Annotated in this window: 17 protein-coding genes and 2 pseudogenes; 11 read left to right on the top strand and 8 right to left on the bottom strand. The window is 61.8% G+C overall.

Annotated features, from left to right (window positions below; translation table 11 throughout):
• Positions 1–5 precede the first annotated feature (5 nt).
• Positions 6–728 (bottom strand): annotated as a pseudogene (locus PQR02_RS34295) (fimbria/pilus outer membrane usher protein); the annotation flags it as partial.
• Positions 729–1138: 410 nt separating this feature from the next.
• Positions 1139–3370, bottom strand: a complete 2232-nt coding sequence (locus PQR02_RS34290) for a SulP family inorganic anion transporter (protein ID WP_408242184.1) — start codon at positions 3368–3370, stop codon at positions 1139–1141.
• Positions 3371–3780: 410 nt separating this feature from the next.
• Here PQR02_RS34290 and PQR02_RS34285 point away from each other — a divergent pair, with 410 nt between their 5' ends.
• Together PQR02_RS34285 and PQR02_RS34280 are read left to right on the top strand one after the other, a co-directional pair.
• Entirely contained in the window at positions 3781–7131 is a 3351-nt protein-coding gene (locus PQR02_RS34285; RefSeq protein WP_408242182.1) for an adenylate/guanylate cyclase domain-containing protein, read from the top strand.
• 209 nt (positions 7132–7340) lie between these two features.
• Entirely contained in the window at positions 7341–8033 is a 693-nt protein-coding gene (locus PQR02_RS34280) for an NnrU family protein (protein WP_408242180.1), read from the top strand.
• Between the two features lie 529 nt (positions 8034–8562).
• On the opposite strand, the gene PQR02_RS34275 is transcribed toward PQR02_RS34280, so the two are convergent.
• A complete protein-coding gene (locus PQR02_RS34275) occupies positions 8563–9411 on the bottom strand; it encodes a LysR substrate-binding domain-containing protein (RefSeq protein WP_408242178.1) in 849 nt (282 codons plus the stop codon).
• Positions 9412–9514: 103 nt separating this feature from the next.
• Here PQR02_RS34275 and PQR02_RS34270 point away from each other — a divergent pair, with 103 nt between their 5' ends.
• Positions 9515–10162: a LysE family translocator gene (locus PQR02_RS34270; RefSeq protein ID WP_408242176.1), complete on the top strand. Its 648-nt coding sequence runs from the start codon at positions 9515–9517 to the stop codon at positions 10160–10162.
• 34 nt (positions 10163–10196) lie between these two features.
• Here PQR02_RS34270 and PQR02_RS34265 read toward each other — a convergent pair whose 3' ends face one another.
• A complete protein-coding gene (locus PQR02_RS34265) occupies positions 10197–11051 on the bottom strand; it encodes a helix-turn-helix transcriptional regulator (RefSeq protein WP_408242174.1) in 855 nt (284 codons plus the stop codon).
• A 297-nt stretch (positions 11052–11348) separates the two neighbouring features.
• Between PQR02_RS34265 and PQR02_RS34260 the strand changes: the two genes are divergently transcribed.
• Complete coding sequence (locus PQR02_RS34260; protein WP_149671793.1) at positions 11349–11684, top strand: cupin domain-containing protein; 336 nt, start codon at positions 11349–11351, stop codon at positions 11682–11684.
• Positions 11685–11775: 91 nt separating this feature from the next.
• On the opposite strand, the gene PQR02_RS34255 is transcribed toward PQR02_RS34260, so the two are convergent.
• Entirely contained in the window at positions 11776–13017 is a 1242-nt protein-coding gene (locus tag PQR02_RS34255) for an NADH:flavin oxidoreductase/NADH oxidase family protein (RefSeq protein WP_408242171.1), read from the bottom strand.
• Between the two features lie 75 nt (positions 13018–13092).
• Between PQR02_RS34255 and PQR02_RS34250 the strand changes: the two genes are divergently transcribed.
• The 4 genes from PQR02_RS34250 (at position 13093) to PQR02_RS34235 (ending at position 16902) form a co-directional block, all read left to right on the top strand.
• Complete coding sequence (locus PQR02_RS34250) at positions 13093–13830, top strand: TetR/AcrR family transcriptional regulator (protein WP_408242169.1); 738 nt, start codon at positions 13093–13095, stop codon at positions 13828–13830.
• 162 nt (positions 13831–13992) lie between these two features.
• Positions 13993–15132 carry a patatin-like phospholipase family protein gene (locus PQR02_RS34245; protein WP_408242167.1) on the top strand — a complete coding sequence of 380 codons (1140 nt, stop codon included), beginning with the start codon at positions 13993–13995 and terminating at the stop codon, positions 15130–15132.
• 191 nt (positions 15133–15323) lie between these two features.
• The gene (locus tag PQR02_RS34240; protein WP_408242194.1) at positions 15324–16136 is read left to right on the top strand and encodes a GNAT family N-acetyltransferase; all 813 of its coding nucleotides are present in this window, start codon (positions 15324–15326) and stop codon (positions 16134–16136) included.
• Positions 16137–16611: 475 nt separating this feature from the next.
• Entirely contained in the window at positions 16612–16902 is a 291-nt protein-coding gene (locus PQR02_RS34235) for a CppA family protein (protein ID WP_408242165.1), read from the top strand.
• Positions 16903–17254: 352 nt separating this feature from the next.
• Here the strand turns inward: PQR02_RS34235 and PQR02_RS34230 are convergent, their stop codons facing one another.
• Together PQR02_RS34230 and PQR02_RS34225 are read right to left on the bottom strand one after the other, a co-directional pair.
• Positions 17255–17656, bottom strand: coding sequence for a GFA family protein (locus tag PQR02_RS34230; RefSeq protein WP_408242163.1), 402 nt, complete (start codon positions 17654–17656; stop codon positions 17255–17257).
• A gap of 45 nt (positions 17657–17701) precedes the next feature.
• Complete coding sequence (locus PQR02_RS34225; RefSeq protein ID WP_408242161.1) at positions 17702–17854, bottom strand: hypothetical protein; 153 nt, start codon at positions 17852–17854, stop codon at positions 17702–17704.
• Between the two features lie 181 nt (positions 17855–18035).
• On the opposite strand from PQR02_RS34225, the gene PQR02_RS34220 reads away from it, so the two are divergent.
• The gene (locus PQR02_RS34220; protein WP_408242159.1) at positions 18036–19655 is read left to right on the top strand and encodes a methyl-accepting chemotaxis protein; all 1620 of its coding nucleotides are present in this window, start codon (positions 18036–18038) and stop codon (positions 19653–19655) included.
• A gap of 304 nt (positions 19656–19959) precedes the next feature.
• On the opposite strand, the pseudogene PQR02_RS34215 reads toward PQR02_RS34220, so the two are convergent.
• Positions 19960–20177: pseudogene (locus PQR02_RS34215) on the bottom strand (AraC family transcriptional regulator); the annotation flags it as partial.
• Between PQR02_RS34215 and PQR02_RS34210 the strand changes: the two are divergent.
• A complete protein-coding gene (locus PQR02_RS34210; RefSeq protein ID WP_408242192.1) occupies positions 20109–20546 on the top strand; it encodes a DoxX family protein in 438 nt (145 codons plus the stop codon). The pseudogene PQR02_RS34215 and the gene PQR02_RS34210 overlap by 69 nt on opposite strands.
• Positions 20547–20796: 250 nt before the next feature.
• Entirely contained in the window at positions 20797–22470 is a 1674-nt protein-coding gene (locus tag PQR02_RS34205; protein ID WP_408242157.1) for an FAD-dependent oxidoreductase, read from the top strand.
• Positions 22471–22657 lie beyond the last annotated feature (187 nt).

The raw sequence follows: 22657 nt of genomic DNA, 5'->3' as shown, positions 1-22657 counted from the left end.
CTCAACGCATCCAGAAAGTCCCGATAGCCCCTGGTCGAATAGCGGTAGCCAGCGAGCGACAACGTGGTCATGGTCTGCTGGATGGTATGGCTGTAGTTGATGGAGCTCTGCCAGCCGTTCACATGGTTACCCTGAGAATCGAGTGCATCGCACCACGCGGCGTTCAGGCCGAATGCGCCGACCGGCGTTCCGAACACCATGCCGGCCAGCACGGACTGGTAATCCGTGGAAAGTCGTGCGCCGCCATTGGCGGTGATCATATCGGTCAACCCGCGCTCATAAGTGAGGTCGGCAAACTTTGCGTTCGAACCCGCGATCTGGCGCACCTGACCCAGCGTGAAGATGTAGTGCGACGCACCGGGCCTCAGTGAGTTCGGCACTGCGGAAAACGGCACTGTGAAGGTAGAAACCTGGCCATTCGCCTCGAACACCTGCACCGTCAGGTCCCCCTGATAGCTGGTAGGGTTCAGGTCGTTAATCGGAAACGGACCAGGCGCGACGGTGGTCTGGTAAATGACATTGCCATTCTGACTGACCACGACCCGTGCATTGGTATTGGCAACACCGTTGACGACAGGTGCATAACCGCGCATCGAGTCGGGCAGCATACGGTCGTCGGTCTCGATATGAAGACCCGTGTAGCCCACGGAACTGAGCAGGTTGCCACTCGTGAAGCGAAAATACGACAAGTCAGTAAATTGGGGTTGCCTCAATAATGAACAGGGCATCGCTCGAAACGCTAAGTGTTATTTAACGAAATCAGCCGATCGGGCATGAGGGATAAAGGTCCTTGACAGCCAGGAAATTGGGCGAGAAAGGCGCTTTCGCGATTCGGCCATGCTCCCCATCCGAGATTCACTATGAACGCTACGCTCATGTCCACGAGGCCTGCCCAGTTCCAGTGGATGGTCAATGGCACCTCCGACCGCGAGCGATGACGGATGCCAGACCGGCCAGTGAGCCGGTGGGCGGACGTTGAATCGACGCGACCGTAACGATGTGCGTGTCGAGCCTGACCTTTTGCGGCAACGGGACAACGAGCAACGCAATGACCGCGAGCAACACCAATATTGACGTTAGTTATCGGGCGAGGCGGGTACGGTTTCCGTTGGCCCTTTTCACTGGCGAGGCCTACCTGTCAATGAAACGCACGCAAGGCCTCGTCCGCGACAACAAGCCGCGACGCCATGACCTTGACTACGAAGCGATGAAATTGCTGCGCGGTCACCGGATCGTCGTGTTCGAGCGCATGCAACGACTCGAGCGTCAAACGCCGCACGCGCGCGGGCTCTTCCGCGAGAACGTCCGCGCTACGCGCCTGCTGCGTGTACACCGCCATTTCGCCGACGATCGTGCCCGGCCCGAACGAGCGCAGCCTGAGGGATCTCCCGCCCGCAAGCGGCAATAAAACAGCAACCCGGCCGCGCTCGACAAAGTACACAGCGTCCCCCGCTTCGCCTTGACGGAATACCGGCTGCCCCGCGCCCAGTTCGCGAACGTCCAGAAGGGACAGCAGTCTGTCGAGTGCGACTGGTGTGAAATGCGGCGCGAGCATCGTCTGGAAATCTGCGTCTGCGCGAGGCAGCGCGCGTAAGTCCGATTCAAGCAGCGTATCTTCGACCCATTCCAGACCGGCATCCAGCGTCGCGAACTCGTGAATCCGGAGGTTCAGGGTGCCGGTCTTCATGAGCAGTTCGCGCGAGCGTGCCGGCAGCCCCGTCAAGACCAGGTCCGCATCGTTCGTCGCGCACAGTTGCCGGAGCTTGACGAAGCTGGCCGATACCGACGCGTCCATGCCGTTGGTCAAAGCAAAGTCGAGCACGACAAAACGGACGGGCATCCGCCCTTGTGTGACCAACCGTTCGCGCACCCGGTGCAGGATCGAATTGGCCGTGCCAAAGAACAGGAACCCCTGCAAACAGGTTCCGCACACCTGATCGCCGAGTTCCTGCAGCCGTCTGGTTGCTTCGATACTGCGCTCGACATTCGATGCCCGCGTACTGCCATCGAACTCCATACGAACGCAGCTGACGCGGCCATACAGCAGGGCGAACATCACACAGGCGGCGATGACCCCCGCCACCACACCCGTGACGACGCCATAGAACGCAATCGCGCCGAGGATAAGCGGTACAAGCAGATACTCGTGCCAGTTGAGCTTGCCGTACGTACCAATCAGCCACTGGATCAACAGACGCAATCCCATGAAGAGTTGCAGCCCGACCAGCACCGGCACCGGGAATAGCGCCACCAGGCCAGGCGAGACGGCCAGCACGAACAGGCATGCGAGGGACGCGAATACGCCCGCCAGACGACTGGTCGCGCCCGCGCGCGCGTTGAGCATCGATCGGTTGAACGACTGGTAACCGATCATGCCGCCCAGCATCCCGCTCGCGATGTTGGCGATGCCGGCTGCGCGCATCTCGCGGTTCAGATCGATGTCTTCTCCGGTGGCCGTGCCAATCGCCGTCGAATTCATCAGGATCGTAATGGCCGCGATCGACGTGACAACGAATGTCTCCGGCAAGTGCGCGCCGATGGCGGACCAGTCGACGCTTCCGTGCGCCAGCGATGCTGGCAGATGCAGTTCGGGAATCCGAATGGGGTGCAGCGCCACGCGCGGAAGCAACAGGCGCATCTCGCGGGCGTCGTCGATCGACAGGCCCGAGACGAACAGCAGCACGTAGAACAGCGCGATGCCGAGTGCAAGGGTGATCGGCAACGCCGCTGCATGTTTCCATGCGCGCGTCAGCAGTGTGGCTAACGTACCCACCACGAAGGCGGGCGTCCATGCCAGCCAGTTCAGATGCATCAGCAGCGGCAATGTGTGCCAGCTCAACGGCTCGCCGGCCACGACTCGAAACGCGCCAGCCAGCAGCAGATAGCCGGTGCCGGCAAGGAAACCGCCCACGACCGGGTAAGGCAGAAATTGCAGGGAACGACTGCGCTTGGACGAGCCGACCGCGTACAGAATGACGCCCGTCACCACCGAACACAACGCGATCGCGAACAGGACCGTCAACAGGACGGTCTGAGGTGTGCCACCGTCAGCCCGTACGCTGCTCGCGACGCCGGCCGCGACACCCGCAAGAAACGCCGCCGCGTTGCCGTCGGGCCCGGCGATATTCATGCGCATCGAACTCATCAACGAGATCACGAGCGCCGTCACGACGCAACTGATGAAGGCGGTGGGAACGCCAAGCCCGGCGTACCGCGCGAGATCCGCGCTGAAGATCAGCGTGCCGAGACTCATGGCGTAAGAGAGCATGACCAGCATCGACACCATGCCGGCCGTCAGATCTCCGGCCAGCCCCCGGATGCGCCGGCTGGATCGGACCTCGGATGAGGAAGCTGTCGTAGCTGGCTTCACAGTGTTTCCCGTGAGGGCGGACACGAGCTCGCCTGGACTGTGTGGTTCGCGCCTCGCGCCGCGGTTGCGCCGGGTTCGAACGTCACCCATCGTTGCGGATGACGAGCGCCAAAACAATGATTGCCTCGTCGCCCGAGACCGTGCCCGATTCGGCATCCAGTATCCGTCGCGGCCTCGGCCAGTGTCAAACGCACTGCCGCAGGTCATCCCTCTCCTTCACGCTGGACGTACACTGTATTTTCGTCAGGAGTGCCTTGGACACAGATACCTTGCAACGGTCAACGTCCGGCTGAGGGCGTGCATCGATTCGTATGAAAGGTGGATGCAACGCGGCCCGGCGGACATGCAGTTCGGCGGACTGCGTTGCGACGCAATGTGCACATTCGAACACACCGGATCAGGCGGCGGCGATGGATATCGGTCAATGGCTGCATGCATTGGGGCTTGAACAATACGCACCGGCATTTGCCTCGAACGACATCGATCTCGCCATGCTGGAGCAGCTCGACGACGCGGACCTCAAGGAGCTTGGCGTCCTCTCGCTCGGCCACCGCAAGCGCCTGCTGGCGGCGATTGCCGAGCGGCGCGCCGGCACGCTGTGCGCACCATCGCCCGCTGTGAACGCGCCTGCGAGCGAGCGCCGGCATGTCACGATTCTGTTCGCCGATCTGTGCGGTTTTACCGCGCTGTCGCAAACGCTCGATCCTGAAGAGTTGCGCGAGTTGACCGGTCGCTATACCGCGCTCGTCGACCAAATCGTCCTCGGCTACGGCGGCACGATCGACAAGCACATCGGCGATGCCGTGATGGCCATCTTCGGCGCGCCGCTCGCGCACGACACCGATCCGCTGCGCGCGGCGCGGGCGGCACTGGAGATTCATGAGGCACTTAACGAACTGGGTGGGCCAGCAGCGCCTGCGCTCAGGGCGCATGTGGGCATTGCCAGTGGAGAGGTGGTCGCGGGTCCGCTCGAACGCGCAGATGTTCAGGACTACACGGTGCTCGGCGACTCCGTGAACCTCGCCGCGCGGCTGGTCGCCGCCGCGGGTCCTGGTGAGACGCTGCTCTCGGAGACAGTCCATCGCGCACTCGGTGACTGCGTGATGAGCGAAGCCGTCGGCGAGATGCGCTTCAAGGGAATTGATTCGCCGGTGCGCGTGTGGCGTCTACGCGGTCTCGCGCTCGAACCCGTTAGCGCCAGCCGCGGCGTTTTTGTCGGCCGCAGGGCCGAGGTCGAGCAGTTCAAGGGCCTGGCCCGTGCGTGCCTCGAACAGCGGGCCGGCCACGTCGTCTACGTACGCGGTGAGGCTGGAATCGGCAAGACACGGCTCGTTGAAGAGATGCGCCGGTTCGTCGAAACGCTGGGCTTTGCGAGTCACCGGGGCCTCGTCCTGGATTTTGGCATGGGCAAAGGCCAGGCCCCGATCCGCACCATTGTCGGCAGCTTGTTGGGCCTGTCGTCTGCGGCCGGCCCGGATGAACGGCGCGCCGCCGCGGAACGGGTGGTCGCATCCGGGGCTGTCAGCCGCGATCAGCTCATGTTTCTTCATGACATCCTCGACCTCACGCAAACCGGGGAGTGGCGCACGCTTTACGACGCGATGGACAATACCGCACGCACGCGCGGCAAGCGCGCGGTCGCAGCGGCGATCGCGGAGGATGTCTGCCGGCACAAGCCCACCATGATCGTCGTGGAAGACCTTCATTGGGCCGACCCACGGGTGCTCGGCTACCTGGCCGCGTTCGCCGTAGCCATCGCGAACGGTCCGGGCCTGCTGGTGATGACTTCGCGGGTGGACGGCGATCCGCTCGACGCGGGATGGCGAGCAAGTTGCCACTGCACTTCTTTCGCCACCATCGATCTAGGTCCGCTGCGCAGCGACGAGGCGCTGAAGCTTGCCGGCACGTTTATCGATGCGAGCCAGCGCGTCGCGCTCGCGTGCATCGAACGGGCCGGCGGCAACCCGCTGTTTCTCGAACAACTCCTGCATAACGCCGAGGAAGGCAGCGCCGAGGCGGTCCCCGCGACGATCCAGAGTCTCGTGCTGGCTCGCATGGACAGGCTGTCATCGCGAGACCGCGAGGCTTTCCAGGCTGCCGCGGTGATTGGACAGCGCTTCGGACTCGCCTTGCTGCGGCGGCTGATCGATGCACCCGACTACGTTTGTCACGTGCTCGTGGCCAACGCGCTGGTCTTACCCGAGGGCGAAGACTTCCTGTTTGCCCACGCGCTCATCCAGGAGAGCACCTACTCGACGTTGCTGCGGGCGCGCCGGCGCGAGTTGCATCGCCGTGCGGCCGACTGGTTTGCGACGACCGACCCCGTGCTGCGCGCCCAGCATCTCGATCGCGCCGAGGACGAGCGGGCACCGCAGGCTTACCTGGACGCCGCAATCGCACAACGCGCGACCTACTTGACCGAAGCGGCATTCCGCCTAGTCGAGCGTGGTCTGCAAATCGCGCAAAGGGATACGGATCGCCATGCCTTGACCTGCTTCAAGGGCGAACTCCAGCGAGATCTCGGCGACATCGCAGCGTCGATCGCGACGTACCGGACGGCCGTCGCCGCCGCTCCCGACGAGGGGGACCGCTGTCAAGCCCAGCTCGGGCTCGCCGAGGGTCTGCGAGTGAGCGAAGGCCTCGACGAAGCCCTCTCACTGCTCGACGCGGCCCAGCAAGTGGCGCAACGGCTGGACAAGGTGGCTGAACTCGCACGCCTGCATCATCTTCGCGGCAACATCCTCTTTCCGCTCGGCAGAATCGAAGATTGCCGCATCGAGCACGAGCGGGGTCTCGCCTATGCTCAGCGCCTCGGCTTGCCGGAAGCGGAGGCGCGGGCGCTCGGCGGCCTCGCGGATGCTGCCTACGCGCAAGGTCGCATGCGCACCGCTTTCGAGCACTTTAGCCGGTGCGTCGCATTGAGCCGCGAACATGGCTTCGGCCGCGTCGAGGTTGCCAATCGTTCGATGGCAGGCTTTAGCCGGATCTACCTCAACGAGGCATTCGCGGCACGCGAAGACGCAAGCGCCGCCGCACACGCCGCCGCGCTGGTTGGCCAGCCGCGCGCGCAGATGCTGTGCGAAACGCTGGGTGTTTTTGCATGCTATGAAATGGGCGACTTGAATGCTGCGCTCGTCCATCTCGAGCGCGAGTTGCAGATCATCCGTCAACTGGGGGCACGTCGCTTCGAAGCGCAGAACATGGAAATGCGAGCGCGCGTGCTGCTCGATAGCGGGCATCGGCACGAGGCCGCCCAGTTGCTACGTGAAGCCTTGGCGATTTGTCGCGAAGTGGGAACTCAATTCTCCGCACCCAAGGCCGTGGGCGCACTGAGCCGCGCGGTCGACGACGATGGCGAGCGCATGCGTCTGCTTGCCGAAGGCGCCGAGATGTTGCGGCGCGGCGCGGTTGGCCACAACCATTTGTGGTTCTACCGCGACGCCATTGAAGCGATGCTGAGCGCCGGCGAGCCATCTGGCGCATTGAGCTATGTCAGCGCCCTGGAAGACTACACGCGCGTCGAGCCGTTGCCGTGGGCGGAGCTGTTCGCGGCCCGCGGCCGGGGCCTCGCTCATGCGAAGCAAGACCCTTCTAACGAAGACACACGACGCGAACTCGAATGTGCACGCGCAAACCTCGTGGACGCGGGTTTCAACAGTTATCTGCCTGCGGTGGACGCTGCACTCCTGGTGCAGCGCGGAGCGAAACCGATTGATAGTGCCGGAATGACGCCGACGAGGAACATGCCGCGACGCGAATAGAGAATCAAACGTATCAAGTGAAATCCGGATGGCGGATCGATGGAATCAACCCGAGCGGCTTCTGACTTTGCGCGAACGCATGCACGCGGCGGCCAGCGCCGACATCCAGTAAATCGACATGTCGCGAAGATCAACTCGATCTTTGCAGCACACGAAGTAGTATTCTCCACTGCACAGTCAGCCGACGATTGACTTGAGGAGCCCGGCCAATGGGAAGCATCAATGCAGTTGTGGCGGCGGCAGTCGCCTTCGTGGGCAGCCACTTTCTCCTGTCCCATCCGCTGCGCAGGGGTTTGGTCCGCGCAATGGGTGAAGTGGGGTTCCAGGGCGTCTATTCGCTGGTTGCGATCCTGACATTCGGCTGGCTGATTCTGGCTTACCGAAAGGCGCCGCTCTCCGCGCCACTATGGCCGGTAGGAAACGGGCTCTGGGCGATTGCGACTGTGCTCATGCTGATCGCGTCGATCCTCCTGATGGGTTCCCTGATCCGCAACCCCGCGCTGCCCACTGGCGGCCGGGCCGCCTCGCTCCCTGAAACGGCGCGCGGCGTGTACGCGGTGACACGTCACCCGATGATGTGGTCGTTCGCGCTTTGGGGACTGTGCCATATCGCCGTGTTTCCGGTCGCCCGGAACATCATCCTTGCAGCAGCCATCGTCGTCCTCGCGCTGGTCGGCGCTGCATTACAGGACCGGAAGAAGCAGCGGCTGCAGCCCGGTCTGTGGCCTGCATGGGAGTCGAAGACAAGCTACCTGCCGTTCGCGGCGATCGCCGCCGGCCGTGCGCGGCTGGGCGGGTTCGGCTTGCACGCGCTTTTGGGCGGCCTTGTCGTTTGGCTCGCAGCGACCTGGGCTCATCTTCCACTCGCCGGTTGGCCAGCGGGCATTTGGCGTTGGCTGTAACTGCTGCCGACGATGTTCACGTCGTGGAATCAATGGAGCGCTGTGAAGGTGCCATCAGAATGCGGCCGAGACAGCCCCTTCGGCGCCCGTCGCCTAAGCCGCACTTCGTGCTACTGCACGGAGACTGAACGAAACTCCTCTTTGCTCCAAAGGACACTTTGGACCTCCAATAGACTGGATGACGGCTCGCCGACTTTCATCGACTCGAGCCTGTCCGATGAGATTAGGAAACGGAGTACTGGAAAGCAACGGCGGTCCGACAGATTTCGATGGCGCATCCACGCTCTCTGCACGCGGGCGCCGAGTGACGGGGCGCTTGATGAGTCCGCCTGTTGGCTCCGAGAGCATGCTATTAACAAGCCAATGATTGAGAGGCCAACACGACCGTTGCGATCAGGTCGCAACACGCGATTTCCGCGGCAGCCTTTCTCCGCATGGAGAAACCGCGGCCAGTCCCGCGCGTTCTCTCCGGTTGCAGGCGGCACTCTCATGCCGTTATGTGGTGATATTCCGCCGTCGAGTGACCGGCTCAGCCCCTCAATTCGGCCAGAATCTGTTCAGCGAGAAAATCACAGGGCGGTCGCGCGGACCGCCCACTGCGGGCAAGGACGACTTCGAGGTCATTCAGTGGCGGCAACCCTTCGTTCTGCGAGAGCTGAACGAGGTGTCCCGGTATGCTGCATCTTGCAAGGGGCGCTATCGCTAGCCCTGCTTCGACCATGCTGATCAGGCCCAACAAGCTCGGGCTCTCGTAGGACATACGATATTTAATATTTTCCCGCTGGAGCGCGCTAATGGCATTGGCGCGTGCGGTACTTCCCTGCGCGAAAACGGCGATTGAAAGCGGGCGCTCTTTCCACACTTTTCTTGCCGGCGACCCGGCCCAAACCATCGGCTCGAACCGGATGAATTCGCCCGCGACGCCCCTTGTTTTCGTGATGCAGGCCAGGTCGAGCGTGTTGTCTCTCAGCATTGGAGCGAGCGCACTGCTTGGCAGACCGATCACCCGGATTTCCACCCGAGGATGAGCAACCGCGAACTTCGCCAGAACCTGCGGCAACAACGACGAAGCGTAGTCGTCGGGAACGCCGATGGTGACGCGACCCTTCATCTCCGGGCGAACCACCGACGCCCAGGCTTCGTCAAGCATCGCAAGCATTCGGCGGCCGTAGTCCAGAAGCGTCTTTCCCTCCGTCGTAATCGTCACGTTGCGGGTGCTTCGCTCGAAGAGCGGCTTTCCCAGTGCTTCTTCAAGCGCCTTGATCTGCATGCTCACCGCCGACGGCGACCGATGCACGGACTCCGCACCTCGAACAAACGATCCCGTATCGGCGACCGCCACCACCATTTCGAGCACGTCCAGATCAAGTTTTTTCATTTTAGTCAGAAAATCTGAATAATAGATTCAGTTTAATGCGTTTTACTAAAGCATGCATCGAACCGACACTGCCAACGATGACCATTTGATGGAGCCCGCGAAAATGCGCGCTACGGTATCGATTTATGGATTTCTGGTGGTAGGCGGATTGCTTGCGGTGACACCGGGCCCGAACATGATCTACGTGATGTCGCGCTCGATTGCACAAGGACGAGCGGCCGGGCTTATTTCGCTGGCGGGCGTGATGCTCGGATACCTCTTCTATATGTTTGGGGCAGCGTTCGGCATCACGGCGTTTTTCCTGAGCGTGCCCTATGCAGGCAGCCTTTTGGGCGCAGGTGGCGCTGCGTATCTGTTCTATCTGGCATGGCAGGCCGTCAAGCCTGGAGGCCGTTCTCCGCTGGAGGTTCGCGATCTGCCTCGCGAAAAGCCCCGCCGGCTCTTCGCGATGGGCGCGACGACGAGCCTGTTGAATCCCAAGCTCGCCATGATCTTTCTGTCACTCCTGCCGCAATTCATCAACTATCAGCACGGCAGCGTTCTCAGGCAATCGCTGGTACTCGGTTCGTCGCTGATTGTTGCGTTCGCGTCGGTCAATGGCCTCGTGGCGATCTGCTCCGGCAGTATGGCGACATTCCTCGCCAGCCGCCCGAGACTCTTGCTGGCTCAACGCTGGATGATGGGAACCGTTCTGGTTACCCTCGGCGCACATATGGCCATCGATGCATTGAAGTTGGGAGGTATCGCCTGATTGTTGCGCTCTATCGACCAGACCCGCCCGGCGGTCACCCCCCTTGGGCGGGAACATATTGGACGTTGCGTCTGTATTGGCTGGGTGTCACGCCTTGCTGACGAGTAAAGAAACGCGTGAAGTTTCCCGGCGAGTCAAAGCCCAGATTGAGCGCGATATCCTGAAGTGCCAGGGCTTGCTGCGAAACATTTTCGATCGACAGATCCATCCTCAGCATGCTGCTGAAAGTCGCCGGCGTCATGCCTGTCTGGTTGCGGAACAGATGGAAGAAATGCGGACGCGATAGCCCAACCCTTTGCGCAAGTTCGTCGAAGTCGGGCGTGATGCCCCTCACCTCTTTCATTGCGTCGATCGCGCGGCGAATCCTGATGTCGTACGCGATACCGCCAACGAGTTCCGCTGCTGAAAGTGTCTTCCCGTGGGACGATGGACCGACCAGTTCACCGGTCATGTCGGCGATCAGCCCGTGGACCGCTTGAAGCGACCGGCCTTCGCGGTCGGTCAGAATATCAAACAGATCGGAATGAAGGCGGCTGAGCTTGCCCTGCATCCACACGGACGAGTTCGGAAAGAAGCGGGGATGAATACTGTACGCGAAGCGCCGGTCGACATCCCTTAACCAGTCCGGCTCCAGATAAAGTGCGAGCAGCACCGTGGGCTGCGATTGCGGGCGATGCTCATAGAAATGCGGCTCCCACGCATTCACCAGCAGCACGTTCTTGTCCGACAAAACATGCTCACGATTGCGGACGCCGAACCGTATGTCAGGACCGCCTTCCTTAAAGATGACGTGGGAAACCCGATGCGCATGGAGGACCATGCTTTTGTCCAGCAGCAGCAGCGCCACTCGTCCGAACGGCCCGTGAATGATTCGTAAAGGTTCCGACATGGTGATTGCCTCCCGCCGTCCCGATGAATGCAAAAGCGTCCCCACTGTCTCGGCCGCTTCGCGCAAAAAAGATCACCATTCGGAATGATAAATCGGCCTCGTCCTGGACAAGTTTCCATACGGCCAGGACCACGACAAGTGGGACATTCGCTTACTCTGCATACAGGCTCTCTGGCACCGCAGCTATCGAATCATGGCCAGCGGCCGACCAGCACGTTTTTTGAAGTCCGAACGTGACTGTCGTTTGCTGCAATGCAGGATGCCCCTCACTATGTTTGCACATTCAAGGAGACGATCATGGCTGGTGTCGGCAGTGAAAAGGTGTTTGAGAATGACAAGGTCATCGTATGGAACTTCGTTCTCGCGCCAGGCGAGGAAACACCGGTGCACACCCACACGCATTCATACATGTGGTACGCGATCGAAGGTGCCCCCTTGCATATATTCGACGAAAACGGCGGGGATCTCGGCATCTTCGACGTACCGACAGGCGCGATTTACTCACTCAAATGCGAGAACGGATACCTGGAAGTGCTATCCGAGATCGGCAAGGGTGCAAAGGTTCCTGCGACGCACAAAGCCCGCAACGAGGGTAGCAAGCCCTACCGCGAAGTACTGGTCGAATACAAATAGCAGCGCGCGTCACTGAGTTTGTCTGAGCAGCATCCCGAACGCCCCGTGTTGCAAGACGGCGTTCGGGGGCAGCTCCGCATCGGACTATCGCTCAAGCCCGCTGCTGCAGCAATGCGGTCATGTTGCGAGTCTCGAGTTCCGTGAAGTGCGCCACGGCGTCGGCGCCCTCCAGCGATAAATCCGGGTCGAGCCCGTCTGCCAGACGCTCGAGTTGCATGTTGTTCCACGGCAGGAGATGAAACGGATGGAGCGCGGCTTCGGGGCTGGGCGCGCGATCAACTTCACCGGAGAGAATGCGCTTCGGAACTTCAGGATCGGCAATGATCGGACGGCCGAGCCCGATGACATCCAGTTCACCGCGCTCAAGCGATTCGATCATCGCTGCCGTCGTGCGAAATCCACCGACCACCATCACCGGCATCGTCGCCGCCGCACGAACCGCTGCCGCGAAGTCCACAAAGAATGCTTCGCGCCTGACAGTACTTTCGCGTGGCACGTCTTCACCCTCGTCCTTGAGCGTGAGGCCGGCCATCTTCGGCTGCTCGAGCGAACCGCCCGATAGCTCGAGCAGATCGAGCGACGAATCGTTGAGCTTCTTCACGAGTTCGATGCACTCGGCATTGGTGAATCCGCCCTTCTGAAAATCAGATGAATTGAGCTTCAGCGCAACCGGAAAGTCGGGACCCACGGCGCGGCGAACTGCAGCCAGGACCTCGAGCACGAAACGGAAGCGGTTTTCAAGCGAACCTCCCCAGCGGTCTGTGCGCTTGTTGGCAAGCGGGCTAAGGAACTGCGAAATCAGATAGCCGTGCGCGCCGTGCAGCGACACACCGGTGAAACCGGCCTCGCGGACTTTCCTGGCCGCGAAGGCGAATTGCCCGATAGCCTGCTGGATCTGCTCTTCGGTCATCTCACGCGGCGTGGCAAACGAGAACCCGGCGCCCCGCATGACGTCGATATCCACCGAAGAAGGCGCAAGCGGCGAGGTATTGATCGCGTCTTGCACCTGGCGCCCGGTATGGCTGAGTTGGGCCCAGAAATGGGCACCTTCCGACGTTCCAGCCGCGGCGAGTCGCGCGAGTTGTTCCTGCCCGCTGTCGTCGTCGATGACGATGTTGCCCGGGCGCTCGAGATGCCACCGGTCGACCTGGATATTGCCGGAGAGCAGCAGTCCCGCCCCCGAGCGCGCCCAGCGCCGGTACAACGCTTCAAGGCGCGGTGTCGAATGATTGTTGGCATCGGCCATGCCTTCGCTCATGGCTGCCTTGGCGAGGCGGTTTGCGAGAATTGCGCCGCCGGGTAACCGCAGCGGTTGTGTGAGGGAGTTGCTCATCAGGATGTCCATCAAAAAAAGTTCACATGGAAACCGAGCCTTCCCTAAGGTGAAATCGACCCGGCACACACGACAGTGATCGCTGTCGTTTGTTGTATAGTGAGCGCTGTCGTATCATTCGTCAAGCGGATAAAAGAGGGACACTTTATGGTCAAGACCTGGTCGGATGACAATCCGAAAGCCGCGTTGATGTCGCGCAAGCGAACGCTGATCGTCGACGCCGCGCTGCGGGCCTTCCTTGAAAACGGCTATGCCGAAAGCTCGGTCAATCGCATCGCCGCGGACGCCGGTGTGTCCATCAAGACGCTATACCGTCACTTCGAGAGCAAAGACGATCTGTTCAGTGCGGTGATGCAGGCGGCCTGCTCGCCGTCCGGCACGCAGCCGGCTGGTCTGTCGGAACCCACCGCACCCGCTGAGCCAGCCTGGCTTCGCGAACCTCCGGCCGTCGCATTGCCGATTGCGGGCGGGGATTATCTACGGCACGCTCTTTCGGACGAACAGTTGGCCCTTTATCGCGTCGTCACGCGGGACGCGCCTCGCTTCCCCGAACTGGCGCGCCGCTACCGCGAGGAAGTGACGGGTACGCGCGATGCACTATTCACGAGCTACCTTGACCGATGGCTGCCTGTCACGGGCTGGGAAGTCAGGGACAAGTACAACGCCGCGGCAACCTTCGCAGCACTCCTGAAAGCCAGGCTTTTCGACGACGCGTTGCTCGGCTTGAAAAGCCCCAGCGAAGCGGAGATCGCCGAATGCGCGGGTGATGCGGCCGTCCAGATGCTCGCGCTCATGGAAGCCGGTCGGCTCTAGCGTCGGGTTCGCAGCCTCGATGCCCGATACTCAGCGTGACCCATCGCCCGGCCGCACCCTTCAAGCACCGCCGCGTCGCTCTCCGCAATCCAGCTTTCCCGTTGCGCCGCGCGTCCCGTGGCAAAATCACCGCCACTGCAGCGTCAGTCCAGGAGGGCGAGTATGGGCGGCAACACGCACGGCGAGCGCGACGGCGCATCGGATATTCCCGGTCAGATCGTCCTGGTTTTTCAGGGAGGCGGTGCGCTCGGCGCCTACCAGGCGGGTGTGTATCAGGCGCTCCATGACGGCAAGGTCGAACCTCACTGGGTGATCGGCACGTCGATCGGCGCGATCAATGGCGCGATCATCGCAGGCAACCAACCCGCAAACCGAATCGCGCGATTGACCCAGTTCTGGAACGGCGTGGCATGTCATGGCGTCGAGGCGGCAGGCTGGCTGCCGGGACTCTCGAACTGGCTGCGCGACCTGGCTACTGTCACGCGGGGCGTGCCGTCGTTCTTCACCCCACGTTTAGAGTCCTGGGCCGACATTCAGGCGCATGTTCGTCCCGACCGGGCGGCGTTCTATTCGACGGGACCACTGCGTGAAACCCTCTCCTCGCTGGTCGATTTCGATTACCTGAATGAGAAAGCAACGCGGTTGACCGTCGGCACAGTCAATGTCCAAAGCGGACGTATGCGGTATTTCACCAATCGCGACGCACCGATGGACGTCGAGCACGTGATGGCATCCGCCGCTTTTCCACCCGGCTTTCCTTCGGTGCAACTGGAAGGCGAATCGTACTGGGACGGCGGCATCTATTCGAATACACCGCTCGAAGCGGTGCTCGACGACCGGCCGCGGCGCGACTCGGTGATTTTCTCGGTGCAGTTATGGCCTTCGAGAGGTCCAGAACCCGAATCAATCTTGCAGGTGATGAGCCGGCAACGCGACATTCAGTATTCGAGTCGTGCCGAAAGCCATCTTGACCGACAGAAGCAGATTCATCGACTTCGTCATGTGATTCGCGAACTGGGTCAGTACGTCGCCGAAGAAAAACGCGATGATCCGGAGGTTCAGGAACTCCTCGCCTGGGGATGTGGCACGACGATGCAGGTCCTGGAACTCGACGCGCCGGCATTCGATAACGACGACCTGAACAGGGATATCGATTTTTCGTCGAGTGGCATCAAGCGCCGCTGGCTTGCAGGTTACGAAGATACGGCGCGCTTGTTGAAACTGGCACCGTGGCGCGAAAAACTGGATCCGATGGAGGGCATCTCGGTGTTTCGAATGGCCTTCGGAGAGGGCCGACGATAACGCTTGTCATCGCCGCCATCTCTGCCTCTCAACTGGAGGCCGCACGTCCGGTTCATAATGCCAACCTGCGCGATGCACGCTCGAAGGCCGTGGAAGAGCCATTGGTGCAGACCTGACGCGCGGCATGAGCCGGTCATGGAGGCGTCGTGAACAGAATCGCGGATGAGCAACGGGAATACATCGTTCGCCCCATGAAGGCCGACGAGGTCGCACTGGCGATCGAGTGGGCGGCACAGGAAGGCTGGAACCCTGGTTGCCACGATGCGGCCTGCTTCCAGGCCGCCGACCCACGCGGTTTTTTCGTTGGCGAATTGCGCGGCGAGCCGATCGGCTCGATCTCCGCTGTCGCCTATGACGAGCATTTCGGCTTTATCGGCCTGTACATCGTCAGACCGGATTGCCGAGGCCAAGGACTAGGGCTTCGAATCTGGCGACACGCCATGGCCCACCTGGGCGAGCGCAACATCGGCCTTGACGGAGTCGTCGCGCAGCAGGCGAATTATAGAAGGTCCGGGTTTCGGCTTGCGCATCGCAATATCCGCTTTCGCGGCGCCGCACGCGGTTCGGGAAGCGCGGCAACATGCAGTCTCTCGGACGTGCCATTCAATCAATTGGCCGAGTATGACCGGCAATTGTTCCCCGCGCCCCGCTCAAACTTCCTGACTGCATGGATTGCCCAACCTGATGTCGTCGCGCTCGCCGCGATCCGCGAAGGCCGGATTCGGGGCTACGGTGTGCTGCGCACATGCCGTCAGGGCCGCAAGATCGGCCCGCTCTTTGCCGACGACGAACTCATTGGCGAGGAACTGTTCACTGCCCTGCTTTCCTGCTGTCCGGATGAGATGGTCTCGATCGATGTGCCGGAGAACAACGCTGCGGCCATCGCCATTGCTGAACGACACGGTATGGTGAGCACCTTCGAAACGGCAAGGATGTATACGAAAGAACCCCCGGCGATTCCGATTGCGCGGGTGTTCGGGATTACCTCATTCGAACTCGGATGAGTGATCTTTGCTGCAACGTTCGGAGCGGTCGGTCGGGATCAGGGAGAGCGGACATTCACATGCGCTGGTCATCGACCTCCCCAAGCAGGTCTATGAACGGGCGCAAACCAGCACGCACGCGGCGATGCCCCGGATAGTACAGTCGCAGCCCAAGGATGAACCGGTACCAGTCTTCCAGCACAGTAGTCGGAAGCGCATGGCGATCGTGTTTCCGCAAGACATCTGCGTGTAGAGCCGAGCCACGAGCAGATCCTTGCGTCGTGACTTTTGCGACCCACGCTGCCCGCGCGCCATGAGGCGTTCCGCTTACCGAATTGAGGCGCCAGAGCTTTGAGCACCGCCGGCTTCGCCGAGCCGTCCCACACTGCGGCACATTTGTACCGATGCCGGCGACGGGTTCTCAATGTCAGCTTGAAAATCGCCTCTTTACTGTATATATATACAGTATGTTTGTATATCCAGTTCTGGAGGTGTCATGGAGCATCTGGTTCGTGTGCAAAACGAGCGGGACCGTCGCACGCTCGCGTGGTTGCGCGAGCACGTGGGCGATGCGGCCATCGTGGCCGCGGCGCGGCGGTGCGGCCCCTCGAAACCGTACCTCTCGCTGGTATGCCGGACACTTGGGGTGAGCGCACCACGTTTCAGCGCGCAGCGTCGGCCCACGCCGAGCGCGACGGCCGAACAGTCGCTGGCGGCAATCAGGCAGATCCTGGCGGCGCGGGCCCGCCGTGCAACGCCCGTATTTGCAGGCATGCAACGCGGATAAGACTCCGCTGACCGGTGGTGGAATGACTGCCAGGAGTGAATGAGCCGTGCCAGCGGCATGTCGATCGCAAAGGAGCGCGTGCCGGGCTGGTGGATGACCGTCCGCTCTGGCGCGGCAAATCGCCTTTCACGAGAAAATCGATCCGGCGCGGCGCTCGACGCTGCCTCAGCGACGAAGTGCACCTGCCCCGCATAGGCTGTTTGCGGCACGAAGGCGGGCAAGACGATCGGCGAGATGCGTACCGCCCGTGCCCGCTTGCCGCCTTCGCCTGCAGCTGTCGAACGGATCATCGCGCCGAGGATGCTCGCTAAAGTCTTCACAGTGGCCCTTGAACCATCCGACTGCGCAGTCGTTACCCGAATTCGTGGTGCTGCGGTAGCTGGTCGTTTATGGAATACCACGGCGCCTTGGAACCGACAAAAATGTGTGCACTCGGACGAATAGTGGGCGTGTCGTCGAGCGTTCCCAGAGTGACGTGGACGAACTCCCCATTACGAACCACCGAGAACATCAGGCTTCCGCATATCTTGCAGTGCACGTCGTGCGAGGCTCTTTCGTCGCCGAAAATCAGCAGGCTGTCCTTCCCCTGAGTGATGCAAAACTTGTCACGCTCGACCCCCGCGAATGGTTTGAACGCCGAGCCGGTCGCACGCCGACAGTTTGAACAGTGACAGTTCTGCGCATAGAGGAATTCGTCTCTCACTGTGTAATGCACAACACCGCAAAGGCATCTGCCGGCAAGCAATGGTTTCATAGATGTTCTCGCTGAAAGAAGGCACGGCCACAAGCTGTTTGGGGATCAACAGCCATCATTATTGACGAGCTGGAAATCGATGTCGAACGGCCGGAACTGGGCGTCAAGATGCAGGCGGTCAAGGCAGTTGGCTCGGGCTCCAATCACCTCTCGTTGCTTGCCGTGCCGGATGGCGGCCGAGCCAACGGTCGGTTGCATCGGGTTGGGCCATAGATGGGCCAAGGGTTTCACAGGATAAGACTTCGCTCGGATCCGCCGATAACTCAGGCAGGAAGCGCCTGGACGCGGGACAGTCCACCGCCCCCGCCCGGCGCGCTCGCTCACGTGCGGCTCCGCACGGCATCTGCGCGATTTTCATTCGTTGCGACGAGGACCCAGGATGCACAAACTCAGTTTTACTCAGAAGCTGTGGCTGCCGCTGATCGTCAGCCTCGCCGCATTGCTCGCAATCTCAGTGTCGGCGGCATGGCAGTCGCGCGAGACGCGCATCGAGGAACGTAAGCACGACCTCACGAACGTCGCGCACGTCGGACTTAGCATCGTGACGGAGTATGCGGCGCTGGCGCAAAGCGGCGCGCTGCCGCAGGCGGATGCGCGCAAGCAGGCGCTCGAGCGCCTGCGCGGCATCCGCTACGGCGAAGATGGCTACCTCCTCGTGATCAACTCGAAGCCGCAGATGGTGATGCATCCGATCAAGCCGGCACTCGAAGGCAAGGACCTCGCGGGCACCGCCGATGCTGACGGCCGTCACCATTACGTAAGCTTCGCGGCGGCCGCCCAGGCGCCGGACGGCGGCTTCGTCGACTACGTATTCCCGCATCCGGGCGCAGTGTCGGCGCAGGCGGTCGGCAAAATCGGCTACGTGGTGCGCTATGCGCCGTGGGACTGGATCATCGCGACCGGCGCCTACGTCGACGACATCGACGCTGCGTTCATGGCGTCGCTGTGGCTGATCGGCGCGATGTTCGTGGCGGTGTCGGCGGTGCTCGTGGCGCTCGTCGCGGTGACGAATCGCAGCATCGCGCGCACGGTCGGCGGCGATCCGGCCTACGCGGCGAACGTGGCGGACGCGATTGCATCGGGCGACCTGACAGTGGCGATCCGCACGCGCGAGGGCGACACGTCGAGCCTGCTGCACGTGATGCAGCGGATGCGCGACGCGCTGACCAACACAATCTGCCAGATCAAACACGCGTCCGACAACGTCGCGTGCGGCGCGAACGAGATCGCCAACGGCAATGCGGACCTGTCGTCGCGCACGGAGGGCCAGGCGGCTTCGTTGCAGGAAACGGCGTCGAGCATGGAGCAGATGACGTCGATGGTCCGCCAGACCGCGGACAACGCGCGAACCGCGAGCGAGCTTGCCGCTGGCGCAGCGAATATCGCGAACCGCGGCGGCGAGATGATCACGCAAGCCGTCGCGGCGATGAAGGGCATCTCGAGCGAATCGGGCCGCATGGTCGAGATCATCGCGACGATCGAGGGAATCGCGTTCCAGACCAACATCCTCGCGCTGAATGCGGCGGTCGAAGCGGCGCGCGCGGGCGAACAGGGCCGCGGCTTCGCGGTTGTCGCCGGCGAGGTGCGCAGCCTCGCGCAGCGCAGCGCGATCGCGGCGAAGGAAATCCACGAGCTGATCAGTCATGCGGTGAACAACGTCGGCAGCGGCGCAATGCTGGTTGAACGTACCGGCTCGACGATCGACGAAGCGCGCGACGCGATCATGCGCGTGACCGGCGTCGTACAGGAGATTGCGGCGGCGGCGGCAGAACAGAGCGCCGGCATCGACCAGGTGAATCTCGCGGTCACGCAGATGGACAGCATGACGCAACAGAACGCGGCACTCGTTGAGCAGGCGGCGGCCGCGGCGCAGTCGCTGAAGGAGCAGGCCGTGAGCCTGCAACGCGCCGCCGCGGCCTTTCAGGTGGACGACGCCGACGCTAGCGGCGGCGCACCGTTCGCGCCGCCTGGGGCAGCGCGCCGCGCCGCGTTCGCGTAAGGGCCTGCGCCGCTATTTCGCGGCGGGCTTCGTGTTCCATGGCATGGGCGTGCGTTGCTTTGCACGGTCGCCGTCCGCCCCTTTCTGCCGTTGGCCAGAAAGGGGCGAACGCGTAGCAATGCTGGCCGAAAGCGCACGCAGGTCGTCGAGCTACAAAGTTGCGCTTTGCTTGCCGGGCCCCGGCGCAGCGAGCAACTGAAGCGCCGTTGAACCCACCCCCACGATCGCCTCGGTTCCTCCATGCAAAGCCGACTGTCAATGAGACGCAACAAAATCATCGATCTTCGCTGCTGGTGAAAGCGCGAACGAAGCGCGCCTGGTGAAGGCGCGTCGACTTGATGTACTGGATCGGAGAGGTGAGCGTGACGGCTTTGAAATTGGCATGGAATGCCGGCACGCTCATTCCAGCTCATTCGCGAGACGGCTAACGTCCAGCGGCTGCGCAAAGTCGGCGTGAATCCGCCGCAGGGCCTTCGCCACCCTGCCAAATCGGCCTTGATGCGCGAGCGCCGCTCTCATGGCAGCTTTCTCGTGAGCGGCTTCGGCAAACTCATGGCACCGGGTCTCATCATCGGCTATATCGCCTCGCTTGGCTTACCCGCTCCAATGCTGGACTACCTCGGCTCGATGACGCTCGAACTGATAGCAAGCGTGCTGCTGGTCGTCGGCTACCGCACGCGCTTCATCGCGGCATTGCTGGCGGTGTACTCGATCGTTACTGCGCTGATCTTCCACCATGCGCTGGGCGACCAGAATCAGATGTTCCACTTCCTCAACAACCTCGCGATGGCCGGTGGCCTGCTCCAGGTGGTTGCCTTCGGAGCCGGCGCGTACAGCATCGACAATATCCGGCGGACCTCCGGCGCTTCGGTCGCGCCGGCACTGTATTAAAGGCCGGTTGTTCGAGCCCCGGTGGCGATCGACCTCAGGTGGCCGCCCCGGGACTCTCGCCGCGAGCACAATGCACGCAGTCCGTACTCTCTCGTGCACTTTACTGACCATGGAACTCGGGCGCACAATCTCTGCGGATATCGCGGCTCCGTAATCTGTTCCAGTCTTGCTGATGGTCTCGCGGCGACGCGGTATCCGATAACGGGCTCACCCGGGTCGCAATGCGCCCCCCCCCATTCGGAACGCCCCCATGAGCGATAAATCTTCAGGCAGATTGGAAGAACTGGTGTCAGGCGGCAGCCGTCACTATCAAATTTTCCCAACGCTGGATGAAAGACAGGTTGCGCAATTGGAGCGATACGGCGAACGACGCAAACTGAAAGCGGGCGACGTGCTGTTCTCCGAAGGTGATCGGCACATTCCCATGTTCGCCATCGTCTCCGGGACAATCGAGGCGACCAGAGGCTTCGGAGACAGTCTCCACGTTCTGGGCGTCCACGGCGCCGGCAGCTTCACCGGCGAGGTCGGAACACTGGCCGGCCGCGCTGCGGTGGCGACCGCGCGCGCCACCTGCGACTGCGAAGTGATCGTCATCGACGAGGAATCGCTGCGCGCGCTCGTCATCGCGGAAGCGGAGTTGAGCGAAACGATCATGCGGGCGTTTATCCTGCGACGCGTTGCGTTCATCCAGGATCAGAACGGCGGTGTTCTGGTCATTGGCAGTTCGGCTTCGGCGGCCACGCTCGTTTTGCGCCATTTTCTTAGCCGCAACGGTCAGCCTTCGGCCTACTTCGATATCGAAGAGCATGAAGAAGCCAAGGCGCTCCTTGAGCGTTATGGTGCGACGGACGCTGACATACCGGTGCTCGTCACGTTACAGGGCGTCGTGTTAAAGCGTCCGACCAACCGGGCCGTGGCTGACGCGATCGGCCTGAGCCCCGACAGGTTGAATGGTGAGCGGTTCGATGTGGTCGTGGTCGGCGCGGGACCGGCAGGTCTCGCGGCCGCCGTGTATGCGGCATCAGAAGGATTGCGGGCCGCGGTTCTCGACACCAAGGCCCCCGGCGGCCAGGCGGGTACCAGTTCGAAGATTGAAAATTACTTCGGATTTCCGACCGGTATCTCGGGACAGGCGCTTGCTGGCCGCGGCTTGTCTCAATGTCGCAAATTCGGCGCCGAAGTCGGTGTACCCATCGAAGTACTCGGCATCGAATGCCGCGACGCGCCGCCCTTTCACATCCGTCTTGGTTGCGACGAACACGTGTATGCCAGCGCTGTCGTCATTGCTACCGGCGCTCGCTATCGAAAGCCGCCGCTGGCCCGCCTTGAGCAGTTTGAGGGACGCGGGGTCTATTACAGCGCAACGTTTATGGAAGCCGCATTCTGCGCGAACGAGGAACTCATTATCGTCGGCGGCGGCAATTCAGCCGGCCAGGCAGCCGTTTTTCTCGCGGGATTTGCGCGTCACGTCCACATCGTGATTCGCGGCGACGCACTCAACGCGAGCATGTCGAACTATTTGATCAGGCGGATCGATGCGGCTGCGAACATCACCGTTCATCGACGGACGCAGATCGTCGAGTTGAACGGCGAGTCACAACTTGAATCTGTCCAATGGGACCGGCTAGGGCATATTGAACACAAGCCGGTGCGGCACGTGTTCCTGTTTCTTGGCGCACAGCCGAATACCGCGTGGCTCGGCGATTGCGTTGCGCTCGACAAGAACGGCTTTGTGCTAACAGGCCCCGATGCAATCGACAAGTGGCCGTCCGACCGCCCTCCTCATTCGCTGGAGACCAGCCGACCCGGCATCTTCGCGGTTGGTGACGTTCGCAGTGGCTCGGTAAAGAGGGTTGCGGCCGCAGTTGGAGAAGGTGCCGCCGCGATTCAGTCTCTTCATCAATATCTGGCTCTGAATGATTGACCTTGAGTGCTAGCGTCCATGCTGGATTGCTGCAGCTGCGGCGCGTCCCGATCTTGAGAAGAATGCCAAGCGGTCTGCCTGCAAACTGCCGAGGTGCTGTTCAAGCAACTCGACGTCGTCAACGATGTTCACGAACGATAGCTTGACGACGTCTGCGTGTTTGGTCACGAACGCGAATGCCGGTTCT

Source organism: Paraburkholderia sediminicola (genome assembly GCF_046026895.1).
GTDB classification, from domain to species: Bacteria; Pseudomonadota; Gammaproteobacteria; order Burkholderiales; family Burkholderiaceae; genus Paraburkholderia; species Paraburkholderia sediminicola_C.
Note: the sequence above shows the minus strand (reverse complement) of the source record. Positions and strands in the feature narration are given on the sequence as shown.